12 protein-coding genes are annotated in these 14,441 nt (G+C 63.2%); 5 read left to right on the top strand and 7 right to left on the bottom strand.

Going from position 1 to position 14,441, the window contains the following annotated elements; genetic code table 11:
- The first annotated feature begins 14 nt into the window (after nucleotides 1-14).
- Together AC1Q6C_RS25095 and AC1Q6C_RS25100 are read left to right on the top strand one after the other, a co-directional pair.
- Nucleotides 15-779 (top strand): 3-oxoacyl-ACP reductase, encoded by a 765-nt coding sequence (locus AC1Q6C_RS25095; protein ID WP_412770936.1) that lies wholly within the window; start codon nucleotides 15-17, stop codon nucleotides 777-779.
- Nucleotides 779-2,059 (top strand): LLM class flavin-dependent oxidoreductase, encoded by a 1,281-nt coding sequence (locus AC1Q6C_RS25100; RefSeq protein WP_230358814.1) that lies wholly within the window; start codon nucleotides 779-781, stop codon nucleotides 2,057-2,059. Before AC1Q6C_RS25095 ends, AC1Q6C_RS25100 begins: the two co-directional genes overlap by 1 nt.
- On the opposite strand, the gene dinB is transcribed toward AC1Q6C_RS25100, so the two are convergent.
- Nucleotides 2,056-3,354, bottom strand: a complete 1,299-nt coding sequence (gene dinB, locus AC1Q6C_RS25105; RefSeq protein WP_492666868.1) for a DNA polymerase IV — start codon at nucleotides 3,352-3,354, stop codon at nucleotides 2,056-2,058. The genes AC1Q6C_RS25100 and dinB overlap by 4 nt on opposite strands.
- A 121-nt stretch (nucleotides 3,355-3,475) precedes the next feature.
- Between dinB and AC1Q6C_RS25110 the strand changes: the two genes are divergently transcribed.
- Together AC1Q6C_RS25110 and AC1Q6C_RS25115 are read left to right on the top strand one after the other, a co-directional pair.
- Nucleotides 3,476-3,937: a MarR family winged helix-turn-helix transcriptional regulator gene (locus AC1Q6C_RS25110; RefSeq protein ID WP_007731082.1), complete on the top strand. Its 462-nt coding sequence runs from the start codon at nucleotides 3,476-3,478 to the stop codon at nucleotides 3,935-3,937.
- Nucleotides 3,934-4,914: a zinc-binding alcohol dehydrogenase family protein gene (locus AC1Q6C_RS25115; RefSeq protein WP_030536604.1), complete on the top strand. Its 981-nt coding sequence runs from the start codon at nucleotides 3,934-3,936 to the stop codon at nucleotides 4,912-4,914. Before AC1Q6C_RS25110 ends, AC1Q6C_RS25115 begins: the two co-directional genes overlap by 4 nt.
- A 9-nt stretch (nucleotides 4,915-4,923) precedes the next feature.
- On the opposite strand, the gene AC1Q6C_RS25120 is transcribed toward AC1Q6C_RS25115, so the two are convergent.
- From AC1Q6C_RS25120 to kdpF, 6 genes are read right to left on the bottom strand one after another with little or no spacing between them, the layout of a single operon-like run.
- Nucleotides 4,924-5,604: a response regulator gene (locus tag AC1Q6C_RS25120; RefSeq protein ID WP_003944545.1), complete on the bottom strand. Its 681-nt coding sequence runs from the start codon at nucleotides 5,602-5,604 to the stop codon at nucleotides 4,924-4,926.
- Nucleotides 5,601-8,141 (bottom strand): sensor histidine kinase, encoded by a 2,541-nt coding sequence (locus AC1Q6C_RS25125; protein ID WP_221742534.1) that lies wholly within the window; start codon nucleotides 8,139-8,141, stop codon nucleotides 5,601-5,603. Before AC1Q6C_RS25125 ends, AC1Q6C_RS25120 begins: the two co-directional genes overlap by 4 nt.
- Before the next feature lie 7 nt (nucleotides 8,142-8,148).
- Nucleotides 8,149-8,799, bottom strand: a complete 651-nt coding sequence (locus AC1Q6C_RS25130; protein ID WP_007731080.1) for a potassium-transporting ATPase subunit C — start codon at nucleotides 8,797-8,799, stop codon at nucleotides 8,149-8,151.
- Nucleotides 8,800-8,805: 6 nt separating this feature from the next.
- Nucleotides 8,806-10,911, bottom strand: a complete 2,106-nt coding sequence (kdpB, locus tag AC1Q6C_RS25135; protein ID WP_261254196.1) for a potassium-transporting ATPase subunit KdpB — start codon at nucleotides 10,909-10,911, stop codon at nucleotides 8,806-8,808.
- Nucleotides 10,908-12,593, bottom strand: a complete 1,686-nt coding sequence (gene kdpA / locus AC1Q6C_RS25140) for a potassium-transporting ATPase subunit KdpA (protein ID WP_003944472.1) — start codon at nucleotides 12,591-12,593, stop codon at nucleotides 10,908-10,910. The genes kdpB and kdpA overlap by 4 nt, the downstream gene beginning before the upstream one ends.
- Nucleotides 12,593-12,691: a K(+)-transporting ATPase subunit F gene (kdpF, locus tag AC1Q6C_RS25145; protein WP_007731078.1), complete on the bottom strand. Its 99-nt coding sequence runs from the start codon at nucleotides 12,689-12,691 to the stop codon at nucleotides 12,593-12,595. The genes kdpA and kdpF overlap by 1 nt, the downstream gene beginning before the upstream one ends.
- Before the next feature lie 329 nt (nucleotides 12,692-13,020).
- On the opposite strand from kdpF, the gene AC1Q6C_RS25150 reads away from it, so the two are divergent.
- Complete coding sequence (locus AC1Q6C_RS25150) at nucleotides 13,021-14,439, top strand: amidase (protein WP_230358816.1); 1,419 nt, start codon at nucleotides 13,021-13,023, stop codon at nucleotides 14,437-14,439.
- Nucleotides 14,440-14,441: the final 2 nt, after the last annotated feature.

Below are 14,441 nucleotides of genomic sequence, written 5' to 3' on the forward strand. Positions count from 1 at the left end.
AATTTCAGCGCGCATTGAACCTGGACGAGCAGATCGTTCTGATCACCGGTGGCGCCCGCGGGCTCGGCGCCGCACTGAGCCGAGCATTCTCCCGCTCGGGGGCCCGGGTGATCGTGAACTACAACAAGAGCCGTGACACCGCCGAGACCCTGGTCACCGAACTGGGTGAGGATCGAGCCTTCGCAGTCCAGGCGGACGTGACGGACCGCAGTTCCGTCGACCAGTTGTTCTCCGCTGCACGCGAGAGATTCGACGCACCGATCTCGACCGTGGTCGACAATGCACTGGTCGACTTCTCGTTCAACGGCGATGCCCGGCCGAACGCGGACACGATCACCTGGGCCGACTTCGACTCTCAACTACGCGGAGCTGTTGCCGGAACACTCAATACCACCCAGGCAGCGCTACCAGGCATGCGCGAACTCGGCTTCGGCCGAATCATCACTGTCGGAACCAATCTGGTCCAGAATCCGGTAGTTCCGTACCACGACTACACCGCTGCCAAGGCCGCACTGTTGGCACTGACACGGACGCTGTCCGCCGACCTCGGTCCGGACGGGATCACAGTCAACATGGTCTCGGGCGGCTTGCTCCGCACCACCGATGCGAGCGCCGCAACACCGGAAGCCGTGTTCGACATGATCGCGGCAAGCACTCCCCTGCGCCGAGTCACCACGCCGGACGAATTTGCCGACGCTGCACTCTTTTTCGCCTCACCATGGTCACGGGCCGTGACCGGCCAGAACCTGGTTGTCGACGGCGGACTCGTCAAGAACTGATGGGCGCACAGCTGCGGATAGGTGCGTTCCTGCTCGGTTGCGGACATCACAGTGCGGCATGGCGTCATCGCGACTCACCGGTCGAAAGTCTCGGCGGCATCACGTATTACGAGTCGCTCGCCCAGATCGCCGAACGCGGCAAGCTGGACGCCGTCTTCTTCGCTGACGGTCACAGTGTTCGCGAACCCGAGTCGGGTGCGTCGTGGTTTCTCGAGCCGATCACCGCATTGACTGCCATGGCGCGAGCGACAGCGGACATCGGCCTGGTGACCACCATTTCCACCACTTTCTACACGCCATTCCACGCGGCACGACTGTTGGCCTCGCTCGACCACATCAGCGGCGGACGGGCCGGCTGGAACGTCGTGACCTCGATGTTCGACCAGGAGGCGCGCAACCACGGACTCGAGGCGATGCCCGATCACGCCTCCCGATATGAACGAGCCGACGAATTTGTCGAAGTGGCCCTCGCATTGTGGGATTCGTGGTCGGAAGACGCGCTGATCCTCGACCGGGCGGGACGTTTTGCCGACGCAGGCAAGATTTCTCGCATCGATCACGACGGCAAGCATTTTCGTGTCGACGGCCCGTTGACGGTTCCTCGATCCCCGCAGGGCAGACCGGTTTTGTTTCAGGCCGGGGCGTCCGAGCAGGGTCGCGATCTGGCGGCGCGTCGCGCCGAGGCAATCTATTCGGTTGCCTACGACTTACCCAGCGCACAGGCCTACTACGCGGACGTGAAATCGAGAATCGAGCGAGCCGGCCGGGATTCGAGTTCGGTCGCCGTGATGCCGGGACTGGTCACCTACGTCGGCAGCACCGTCGCCGAGGCCAGGGCGAAGAAGGCCGAACTCGATCTCCTGCTGCCCACCGAACAGTCGATACGCCAACTCTCGTTGTTCACCGGACAGGATTGCGAGAACTGGGATCTCGACGGGCCCGTGCCCCCGTTGCCTCCACTCGAAGCGTTCACCGGGCCGCAGGGCCGCTACGCCACTATTTTGCGGATCGTCGAGAAGGACGCACCGACTGTGCGGGAACTCCTCGGGACGCTCGCTGCGGGTGGTGGTCACGCAACGATGATCGGAACACCGGAGTCGATTGCCGACGAGATGGGATCCTGGTTGAACGGCCGCGGTGCCGACGGTTTCAATCTGATGCCGCCGACCTATCCGCAGGGCCTGGAAGATTTTGTCGATCACGTGATTCCAGTGCTGCAGGCGCGTGGGTTGTTCCGTCGCGAATACGAGGGAGCGACTCTGCGAGAAAACCTCACCTAGTCCGGCAGTAGCGGCACCGACAGATCCGGATCGCGTCCCAGGAGCACTCCCCTCGTGAGGGCCGCGGAGCCGAACTTCTTCCGGACACTGTCCATTGCCGAGTCGAGGGCGGCAGTGTCCGGACCCGCGAATCCTGGACCGTCGAAGGGCAATTCGAGTTGTTCGGCGCCGTCCCGATCCAGGTTGGAGACAGCGACACCGATCAACGTGATGCCCTTGTCCGCGATCATCGGTATCGCTTCGTCCAGCAGCACCATCGAGGCGCTCAGCAATTCCGCTGTGTCGGCGGTGGACCGGCGCAGCGTGTGAGATCGAGTTGCCCGCGTGAAATCCGCGAAGCGGAGCCGGAGCGTGACCGTGCGCCCCGTCCGCTGCGCCGAACGCATGCGTCGACTGACACGGTCGACAAGGGACATCAACGACGCATCGAGTTCTGCGCGGGGATGGGATCCGCGACCCAGCGCATGCTGAGCACCCATCGAACTGCGGCCACGATAGGCGCGGACGGGGCGCGGATCTCGATTGTGTGAGAGTGCGTAGAGATGGCGACCGGCGCCGCCCCCGAGAATCGAGACGATCGAGGATTCGTCGTGCCGAGCGATGTCACCCACCGTCACGATGTCGAAGTTTCGCAGCTTCTGGGCCGTGATCTTGCCGACGCCCCACAGCTTCTCGACCGGCAAGGGATGCAGGAACTCGGTCTCGCCCTCCGGCGGCACTCGCAGCAATCCGTCGGGTTTCGCGAATGCACTGGCGACCTTGGCCAGGAACTTGGTGCGTGCGATTCCGACCGTGATCGGTAGTCCGACCTGCTCGGCCACATCGCGTCTGAGGTTGGCTCCGATCTGCAGCGGGTTTCCCACGATCTTGGCGAGCCCGCCGACCTCGAGAAAGGCCTCGTCTATGGAGATTCCTTCGACCAGCGGCGACGTGTCGTGAAAGACGTCGAACACGTCTTTGCTCGCCTGCGAGTACGCCGACATTCGCGGAGGGACGACTATCGCCTGAGGACACAGTGATCGGGCCTGACCACCGCTCATGGCTGTGCGAACCCCGAACGCCTTGGCCTCGTAGCTTGCCGCCAAGACCACCCCACCACCGACGATGACCGGCCTGCCGGCCAGAGTCGGGTCGACGCGTTGCTCGACTGATGCGTAGAACGAATCGAGGTCCGCATGCAGGATTGTTGCGTCACCTGTGGACCGACTACCGCCAGAATGATTACCGCCGGAACGAGCACCGCCAGGGTGATTACCTGGCGTTTCTTGATCCAGCGGTTCATGCGACACGAACATATGTTCCCATGCGCCACCGACACAATGAAAGGCCGCAAATAGATTCCATGGAATTAATCACGAATCGGGCGTACGGTGAGAAAATGATTCCACGGAATGCATATCGGTTCGGAGTCTGCTCTTGACCAGATCAGCACTGAGCAGGCACTTCGACAACCTCGTCCGCTTCGAAACCGAACTGTGGACGGCCGTCGACCAGCGACTCCGAATCGAGCACGACCTGCCACTGAGTCGATTCGAGCCGATGCAGATCATCGACAGGCTCGGCTCCTGTCGGGTCTTCGACATCGCCGAGGCCCTCGCGATCACCGTCGGTGGCACGAGCAAGCTGGTGGATCGAATCGAAGCGGCTGGACACTGCCGTCGAAAATCCAATCCCACCGACAAACGATCCTCACTCATCGAGTTGACTCCCGAGGGCAATGAGCTGTTGCGGCGGGCGAAGGCAACGTTCGACGGCGAATTGGAGCGCCGTCTCGGTTCCGTGCTGACGCCCGACGCTCTCGATCGATTCGGCGCCACACTGGCCACGCTGCGTGAAGCCAATCGAAACCTGACACCGACCACGAAGGAAAAAGCATGACCGACACAATGCGCGCAATCGTGCTCGACGCCCCCGGCCCGCCAGAAGCATTGACTATCAAAGTGATTCCGATACCGGTGCCGATTGCGGGCTGGGTACTGGTCCGGGTGAAGGCATTCGGCCTCAATCGATCCGAACTTCACACCCGCCTCGGCCTCGCCGAAGGCGTGACATTCCCGAGGGTGCTGGGCATCGAGGCCGTCGGCGAAGTGGTGAACTGCCCCGGCGGGGAGCTCACCGAAGGCCGGCAAGTCGCCGCCATGATGGGTGGGATGGGGAGGACGTTCGACGGCGGTTATGCCGAGTACACGTGCGTTCCCGTCAGTCAGGTCGTTCCCTTCTCGAGCGAACTGGACTGGTCGACAGTGGGAGCTGTTCCCGAGATGCTGCAAACGTCCTACGGCTCGCTGACGGTAGGACTGGACGCGAAATCCGGTCAATCCCTGTTGATCCGGGGAGGAACCTCCTCGGTCGGCATGGCAACCGCAGTCCTGGCGAAGCAGTGGGGACTCACTGTCCTTGCGACCACCCGAGATGCGAACAAAGCGTCGTCGTTGACCGCGATCGGGGTTGACCACGTTATCGTCGACGACGGTGCTGTGGCCGGCCAGGTTCGAGACATCCTCCCGGGCGGTGTTGATCTGGCCCTCGAATTGGTCGGAACACCAACACTTCCCGACACGTTGCGCGCGACCCGCGTTCACGGCACCGTGTGTTTCACGGGAATGCTGTCCAACGAGTGGACAGTCAAAGACTTTTATCCGATCGACTACATTCCACGCGGAGTGCGATTGACCTCGTACGGTGGGGACGCGTCCGACCTGCCTGCCGACGTACTGCAAGACTTCCTCTCCGCTGTGGCGTCAGGCGAGGCGGTGGTACCGATCGACGAGGTGTTCGCGTTCGAGGACATCGCGCGAGCACATGCCAAGATGGAAGCCGGTACGGCACGTGGCAAATTGGTAGTTGTGCTCTGACCTGGCTTCTCACACCACGAATCGATAACCCATTCCTGCCTCGGTGATCAGATGCTTGGGGTTCGCCGGGTCATCCTCGAGCTTCCGACGAAGTTGAGCCAGGTAGACACGTAGATAGTGGGTCTCGGTGTCGTACGCCGGTCCCCACACTTCCCGAAGCAACTCCTTCTGCCCGACCAGCTTTCCGCGGTTGCGCACAAGCATCTCGAGCATGCCCCACTCGGTCGGAGTCAGGTGCACCTGTTCACCGCGCCGACTCACTGTTTTCGCAGCCAAGTCCACCGTGAAGGACGCGGTCTCGACCGACGGTTCCGAAGTGTCCGCCGCGGAGGTTCCCCGCCTCGCCGCAGCGCGCACGCGGGCCAGAAACTCGTCCATCCCGAAGGGCTTGGTGACGTAGTCGTCCGCACCGGCGTCGAGAGCCTCGACCTTGTCCGCGGAATCCGTGCGCGCCGACAGCACGATGACCGGCGCCGTGCACCAGCCACGCAGGCCGGCAAGCACTTCGGTGCCGTCCATGTCGGGCAGTCCGAGATCGAGTACCACGACGTCCGGTGGACGCTCGGCAGCAGCCCGCAAGGCACCGGCGCCCGTCGACGCGGTCACCACCTCGTACCCGCGCACCGAAAGATTGATACGCAGAGCTCGCAGAATCTGCGGTTCGTCGTCCACTACCAGGATTCGACTCATGATCCATTCCCATTCGTACCGGCCGCAGCCAACTCCACGATCATCGTCAATCCCCCACCAGGTGTGTCTGTGGCGCTGACCGTTCCGCCCATCGCATCGACAAATCCGCGCACCACGGAAAGTCCGAGGCCCACTCCGCCGGTGTTGTCGCGATCTCCCATCCGTTGGAACGGCTGGAACATCGTTTCGGCCTCACCTCGCGGAACACCTGGGCCCGTATCGGCAACACTGATCACCACACGATCACCGAGTTGCGCCGCCCCGACGCGCACCGGGGTTTCTCCCCCGTAGCGCAGAGCGTTGTCGACGATGTTCGCAATCACCCGCTCGAGCAGACCTTGATCTGCTTGCACTGCAACGGTACCCACGTCGACGACTACACTTCGAGCCCGCGAATCCGAGCGTCCACCGATGCCGAGGCCCAGCAACGCGCGGTGAACCACCTCGTCCAGATACACCGGCCGCAGCGTGGGTTTCACCACCCCGGCGGCAAGTCGGGACGAGTCGAGCAAGTTCCCGACCAGCGCCGTCAACTGATCCGCCGACTCCTCGATGGTTGCCAACAATTCAGCGGTGTCTTCGGGCGAGAACTCGATGTCGTCGCTGCGCAGACTCGACACCGCCGCCTTCACTCCGGCGAGAGGCGTTCGCAGGTCATGGCTTACCGCTGACAGCAGGGCTCGACGCAGTTGATCAGCCTCGGTGAGCGCGGCAGCCTTGCTCGCCTCGACTGTCAGTTTCTCCTGGCGGATCATCCCAACTGCTTGGTGAGCCACCACCGTCAGCACTCGTCGATCCCGCGCACTCAGGTCGGGCCCAGCCAACAACAGCGCGTATTCCCCGTCGTTGACCTCACAGACCGTATCCGCTTCGTCGTCCGTGGTCGGCGGCTGCGTACCCACGGCGGCGATGACTCCGTCGTCGTGATGAATGACGGAAACCCCTCGCTGGCGATAGATTTCGAGTGCCTTCGCCAGAAGTGTCGACAGATCCGCTCCGCGGAGAACTGATCCCGCGAACAGTGTGAGCAGTTCGGCTTCCTCGGATGCGCGCTTCGCCTCGCGGGCGCGCTTTGCTGCGGCGTCGACCAGAACGGCAACTGCCACAGCCACGATCAACAGCACGACAGTGGTGATGAAGTTGTCAGGTTCGGCGATGGTGAAGCTGTACCGCGGATCGGTGAAGAAGTAATTGAGCAGCAGTCCCGAGATCAGGGCCGACAATATCGCCGGGCCGACGCCGCCGAGGAGGGCGACCAGAACGACCACGACGAAGAACAGCGCGTTCTCGCCGTTGACCCCGGAGATTCGGTCGACGAGACCCATGATCGCGGCCGCGAGCGAAGGCACGACGATCGCCGCAATCCACGACAGGACCCGGCGCTCCGAGCGCCCCAGCACCGAAATGCGTCGTCGCGCCGTCGCTTCCTCGTGCGTGACCATGTGAACGTCGATACCACCGGACTGCTGAACCACCGCAGCGCCGATCCCCTCGTCGAGGATGCGAGCCAGGCGGGAACGCCGCGACGTTCCCAGCACCAACTGTGTGGCGTTCTCCTCACGCGCGAACTCGAGGAGCGTCGACGGTACGTCGTCACCGACAACAGTGTGAAGCGTGGCGCCGACTCCGACAGCCAACGCGCGCACCTTGCCCATCTCGGGGGCCGAGACACCGGTGAGTCCGTCACCGCGTACGACGTGGACCACCATCAGCTCGGCGCTCGACTTCGACGCGATTCGAGATGCGCGTCGTACCAGGGTTTCCGACTCCGGTCCCCCGGTCACGGCAACGACGACACGCTCGCGCGCCTCCCAGGTATCGGTAATCTTGTTCTCGGCCCGGTATTTCGCCAGTGCGGCGTCCACCTGATCGGCCACCCACAGCAGTGCCAGTTCGCGTAGCGCCGTGAGGTTTCCGCGTCTGAAGTAATTGCCCAAGGCCGCATCGACCCGTTCCGGTGAATACACGTTTCCGTGAGAAAGTCTGCGGCGCAGCGCCTCCGGGGTGATGTCGACCAGCTCGACCTGCGCCGCACTACGCACTACCGCGTCCGGAACCGTCTCCTGCTGAACCACGCCGGTGATGTGCGCGACAACGTCGTTGAGGCTTTCGAGGTGTTGCACGTTGACCGTGGACAGAACGTCGATCCCGGCTTCGAGCAGTTCCTGTACGTCCTGCCAGCGCTTGTGATTCTTGCTCCCTGGCGTGTTGGTATGTGCCAACTCGTCCACCAGGACAAGGGCCGGACGCCGAGCCAACACGGCCTCGACGTCCAGTTCCGGCATCCGTGTTCCGCGATAATCCACCAGCTTGGGCGGCACTGTTTCGAGGTCTCCGATCTGCGCCGCGGTGCGGGCGCGGCCGTGTGTCTCCACGACGGCCGCGACCACGTCACAGCCACGATCTCGACGCCGATGAGCCTCACCGAGCATCGCGAAGGTCTTTCCGACGCCAGGCGCAGCGCCGAGGTAGATACGCAATTCACCACGTTTGCGTGCCCTACCGAAAGTTTGACCGACCTTCTCCGAAGAACTCACGTGACAATCATCCACCAGTCGTCGGTGCAGCACACGTAGGTGCCGTCAATCCGAGTGCCAGGTTCAATTCCAGTACGTTGACTCGCTCGGCTCCGAGAAATCCGAGTTGCCGACCGTCGGTGTGCTCGGCCACCAAGTCCCGCACCTGGTCTTCCGAGATGCCGTTGTTCGCCGCCACCCTCGCGACCTGCAGTTCGGCGTACGCCGGACTGATGTGGGGATCGATACCCGAGCCCGAACCGGTGACTGCGTCGACGGGAACCGATGCAGGGTCGACACCTTCACGTGCCGCGATGGCTGCCCGGCGCTCGATGACGAATCCGGCCAGAATCTCGCTGCTCGGCCCCTGGTTGGACGGCAGTGCCGCAGCGGGATCACCGGTGGCAAACGGATCCTCGTCCGAAACGGATCCGACAACACGATTGTGGAAGAACGGGTCCTGCTGCCCTTCGGCGACCTGCGGATCGACACCCACCCAGGCACTGCCGACCACGCAACCGGCGGCATCGGTGACCGGTGAGCCTTCGGCAGATCCGGAGCTGATCCGGCTGACACCCCACACCGCGGCGGGATAGACCACACCGAGAACGACGGTGAGCGCGAGCAATACGAGCAAACCCGCCCACACCTGTTTGGCAAAACCGATAGTGAAACGCATGTCAGGTCACCCAATTCCAGGAATCAAACGTACGACGAGATCGATCAACCAGATACCGACGAACGGTGTGATCACACCGCCGAGACCGTAGACGAGCAGGTTACGTCCGAGCAACTGCGATGCCGTCGACGGTCGGTATCGAACACCCTTGAGTGCCAACGGAATCAAACCGATGATCACCAAGGCGTTGAAGATCACGGCCGAGACGATCGCCGATTCGGGGGTGGCGAGACGCATGATGTTCAACGCGTCCAGCTGCGGGTAGATGCCGCTGAACAAGGCCGGCAGGATTGCGAAATACTTCGCCAGGTCGTTCGCCAACGAGAATGTGGTCAACGCGCCGCGGGTGATCAGCAATTGCTTGCCGATTTCCACCACCTCGATCAGCTTGGTGGGATCGGAATCGAGATCGACCATGTTCCCGGCCTCTTTGGCTGCCGAGGTTCCCGTGTTCATCGCGACCCCGACATCCGCCTGGGCAAGGGCGGGAGCATCATTGGTCCCGTCACCTGTCATCGCGACGAGACGTCCGCCTTCCTGTTCCTTCCGGATCAGGGCCAGTTTGTCTTCCGGGGTGGCCTCCGCCATGAAGTCGTCGACGCCCGCCTCGTCGGCAATCGCCTTCGCGGTCAACGGATTGTCGCCGGTGATCATGATCGTGCGAATACCCATCGCCCGGAGTTCGGCGAACCTGTCAGCCATTCCCGGCTTGACGACGTCGGACAACGCGATCACGCCGAGGATCGAGGTACTCTCACCTTGCTTGACGGCAACTACCAGCGGCGTTCCGCCGGCTTGGGCGATGTCGCCCACGGTGTCGGTCACCGCGGTCTCCGCGTGTCCACCACCACTGACGACCCAGTTCATCACCGCATCCGCTGCACCCTTTCGGATTTGGCGTCCGGAGTGGTCGAGTCCGCTCATCCGGGTTTGTGCCGTGAACGGAACGAACTCGGCGCGTTCTTCGTCCAACGTCGGCTCGGCAGCGAGACCGAAATCCGCTGCGCACAGCTCGACGATGCTCCGTCCCTCGGGAGTTCCGTCGGCAAGGCTCGACAAGCGAGCTGCCGCAGCAAGATCGTCGGCGGATACACCGGGCGCCGGATGGAGTGCGGTGGCCCGGCGGTTACCGAAAGTGATGGTTCCGGTCTTGTCCATCAACAGGGTGTCGATGTCGCCCGCAGCTTCCACCGCGCGTCCCGACATCGCGAGAACGTTGCGCTGGACGAGGCGGTCCATGCCCGCGATACCGATCGCCGAGAGCAGCGCTCCGATGGTCGTCGGGATCAGGCAGACGAGAAGTGCGATCAGCTTGATCGGATCCTGCTCGTGCCCCGCGTACAAGCCCATCGGGCCGATGGCTACGACGGCGAGGAGGAAGATGACGGTCAACGACGCGAGCAGGATGTTGAGCGCAATCTCGTTGGGTGTCTTCTGACGTGAAGCACCCTCGACGAGCGCGATCATCCGGTCCACGAACGAACTGCCCGGTGCTGCGGTGATTTCCACGACGATGCGGTCCGAGAGAACCGTCGTACCACCGGTGACGGCGCACCGGTCACCACCGGATTCACGGACCACCGGCGCGGATTCACCGGTGATCGCCGATTCGTCTACGGAGGCAATACCTTCGACCACGTCGCCGTCGCCGGGGATGACCTCGCCGGCAACCACTATCACCCGATCGCCGACCACCAGTTCGGTGCCGGAAACCGATTCGATCGCACCGCTCATCGTGATCCGATGTGCTGTGGTGTCCTGCTTCACCTTTCGCAGGCTCGCCGCCTGCGCCTTGCCGCGCCCTTCGGCCACGGATTCGGCGAGGTTCGCGAAGATCACCGTGAACCAGAGCCACAGGGTGATCACCCAGGAGAACACCGAGGGATCGGCGATCGCCATGACAGTGGTGATGACGGAACCGACCAACACCACGAACATGACCGGGTTGCGGGCGAGGTGGCGTGGGTCGAGTTTGCGCACGGCCCCCGGCAACGCGGTGATCATCTGCCGCGGGTTGAAAACGCCTGCGTGTACTTGACGGGACTGCCCTGGATCAGCCTTGTCGGCGGCGTCTTGCGCTACCACGGGTTTCTCACTGATACGCACGGTCATTGAAGAGCCTCCGCTAGCGGGCCCAGCGCGAGGGCCGGGAAGAATGTAAGTGCAGCAACAAGAACGACGGTGCCGGTCAACAAACCGGTGAACATCGGTCCGGACGTCGGGAGGGTGCCGGCCGTCGGCGCCACCTTCTTCTGCGAGGCAAGAGCACCGGCCAAAGCGAGAACGAAGATGATCGGCAGGAATCGGCCGAGAAGCATGCAGATTCCGAGAGACGACTGGAACCAGTCGCTGGTGACCGTCAGACCGCCGAAGGCGCTGCCGTTGTTGTTGGAGGCGGAGGCGAAGGCGTAAAGCACCTCACTGAACCCGTGGATCGATCCCGGCGTGCCCGGATCTCCCCCATTGCCTTGATAACCGGTGGTCGAACCGAGGATGACGGTGATGGCGGTACCGATCAAGACCAGCGCGGGCATGACCAGAATCGACAGCGCCGCAAGGGTGATCTCGCGTCGACCCAACTTCTTGCCGAGATATTCGGGCGTGCGACCGACCAGCAGTCCGCCGACGAACACTGCGATCAATGCCAGCACAAGAATCCCGTAGAGGCCGGTTCCGACTCCACCTGGCGCAATTTCGCCGAGCAACATGTTGAGCAGGACCGCGCCGCCGCCGAGGGGTGACATGCTGTCGTGGGCCGAGTTCACCGCGCCCGTCGACGTTCCCGTGGTCGCCACCGCGAACAACGCCGATCCGGGGATTCCGAAGCGAACTTCCTTGCCCTCCATCATCGAACCAGCTGCTGTGGCGGCAACACCGCGTGCGCCGGATTCGGCAGCGAGCGTGACTGCGAGCAGCCCGCTCCACAGGATTCCCATCACTGCCAGCAAGGTGAGGCCTTGCCTACGATCCCCGACGAGAGTTCCGAACGTTCGGGTGAGGCAGACCGGAATCAACAGGATCGCCAGGATCTCGACGACATTGCTCAACGGGGTGGGGTTCTCGAACGGGTGCGCCGAGTTGGCAGCCAAGATCCCGCCACCGTTGGTGCCGAGTTCCTTGATCGCTTCCTGGGACGCGACGGGGGCCAGTGCATTGGTCACCGCATTGCCGTCGAGGCCGGTGGAGGCGAAACCGCTGTGGAACGACTGGATCACACCCTGGCTCAACAGGATCAGGGCGATCACGAAGGAGAACGGGAGGAGGATGCGCAGAGAACCACGCGTCAGATCGACCCAGAAGTTGCCGATCTCGCCGCCCCTGGCCACCCGAATGAAGCCGCGAACCAATGCGATGGCCACCGCCATGCCGACCGCTGCCGAGACGAAGTTCTGCACCGCCAGACCGACGGGCTGAACGAAGTTGCTCATCGTCGTTTCCGGCGTGTACGACTGCCAGTTGGTGTTCGCCACAAACGAAATCGCGGTGTTGAACGCTACGGCGGGACTGACCCCGGACAGACCGTCACTGAGCGGCAGTACTCCCTGAATCCGTTGCAGGAAGTACAGGAACAATGCGCTGGCCAGCGAGAATCCGAGAACGCTTGCGGCGTAGCCGTACCACGTCTGCTCGGCCCTGGAGTCGATCCGACCGACGCGGTAGATCACACTCTCGACCCGAAGATCTCGCGTCGACGAGTAAACACGCGCCATGTAGTCGCCCACCGGGACGTAGGCGATTGCCAGAACGACGAGGACAAAAGCGATCTGCAGGCCGGCTGCAAGAGCGGGCGACATCAGAACCTCTCAGGATCTACGAGTGCAACGAGCAGGTAAATGACCAATGCCGCGGCGACGGCGATCAGAACCACGCTGACCACACCGGCAACCGTCATTTGGGAGCGCTCGCCTGTAGGGCGCGCAGTACCAGCGCGCACACGAGAAAACCGCCGAGAATCAGAGCAACGTAGGCCAGATCGGCCATGAGCTTCCCTCTTCGAAATCTTTTGCCGTGCTGCTGTGCATCGCAGCCATGACGCGCGGTCGCCCTCGACCGGATGCGCTCTCTCAGCTTCGACCTCCGGAAAGGCCGATTCCGCGTCTCTGACGATCCGCTTACGCACTGACCTGGCGTCTTGACGCGATCTTGACGCGAAACCGAAGTTCACTAATACTGAAACAAGTTACTGTTCGTTCGAACGAACAGTTTTGCGAAGGGAACCTGATGACTTCTCGAACCGACCACGATCTCGCCCCCGGTCTTGTCGACCAGGTTGCGAGTCTGGCCTCGGGCGCCACCTCGTCCGTCGCGGCCACGGAGGCAACGCTGAGCCGGATCGAGGCCACTCAGCCTCACCTCAATGCGTTCAAGATCGTGCGGCGAGAGAAGGCACTCGAGGAAGCTGCCGAGGCCGACAGACGTCTCGCACGCGGCGAGCGTCTGCCGCTGCTCGGTGTGCCGATCGCAGTGAAGGACGACGTCGACATCACCGGCGAACCCACGGCCTTCGGTTGCCCTGGCGATTTCCCGGCCAAGACCGAGGACTCGGAGATGGTTCGACGCCTCCGCGACGCCGGCGCAGTGATCGTGGGCAAAACCAACAGCCCGGAATTGGGTCAGTGGCCCCTTACGAGCGGTTCAGCCTTCGGTTACACGCGCAATCCGTGGTCGCGCCACCACACTCCAGGCGGATCGTCGGGCGGCACCGCCGCGGCCGTCGCCGCCGGATTGGTCAGCGCCGGAATCGGTTCCGACGGTGCCGGTTCCATCCGAATCCCTGCGGCCTGGACCAACCTCGTCGGAATCAAACCGCAGCGCGGGCGCATCTCCACCTGGCCCGACGCCGAGGCGTTCTACGGCCTGACGGTCAACGGCCCGCTCGCTCGCACCGTCGCCGACGCGGCACTGCTGCTCGACGTCGCTGCCGGCAACCATGACGGCGACCTCCACAAGCCGACACCGGTCACCGTCAGCGACGCGGTGGGACGCGACCCCGGAAAACTGAAAATCGCGCTTTCCCTTCGCAATCCGTTCACCGCCACTCCCGTGAAGCTGGACCCGGAAGTGCGCCTGGCCGTGCATTCGATCGCCGACACGCTGCGGGAGCTCGGACACCACGTCGTCGTCGACGATCCCGCATACGGCCTGATCTTCGGCCTGAACTTTCTGCCCCGCTCACTCGTCGGGGTCCACGACTGGCTCGGACGCGTTCCCGACCCGAAACTGGTCGATGCCAGAACACGCGGAAATGCCCAGAACGGCAAGCTACTTCGCGGCGCACCTCTGCGCGCGGCCCGCGCGGCCGAGCCGCGGATGCGAAAGCGGATCGGAGCGATCTTCGACACCTACGACGTCGTCCTGGCACCCACGACGGCAACTCCACCGATCATGGCGACCGCGATCGACGGCATCGGTGGCTGGGACACCGACAAGGTCATGACCGGCGCCTGCCCCTACGCGTGGCCGTGGAACGTCCTCGGCTGGCCCTCGGTCAACGTGCCGGCCGGATTCAGCAACACCGGCCTTCCCATCGGTGCGCAGTTGATGGGCAACGAGAACACCGAACCTCTGTTGGTCTCCCTCGCTTCACAATTGGAATCGGTCCTGCGTTGGGATCAGATCCGACCCGAGCCGTGGTGGTGACC

This window comes from Rhodococcus sp. MT28, assembly GCF_058792695.1.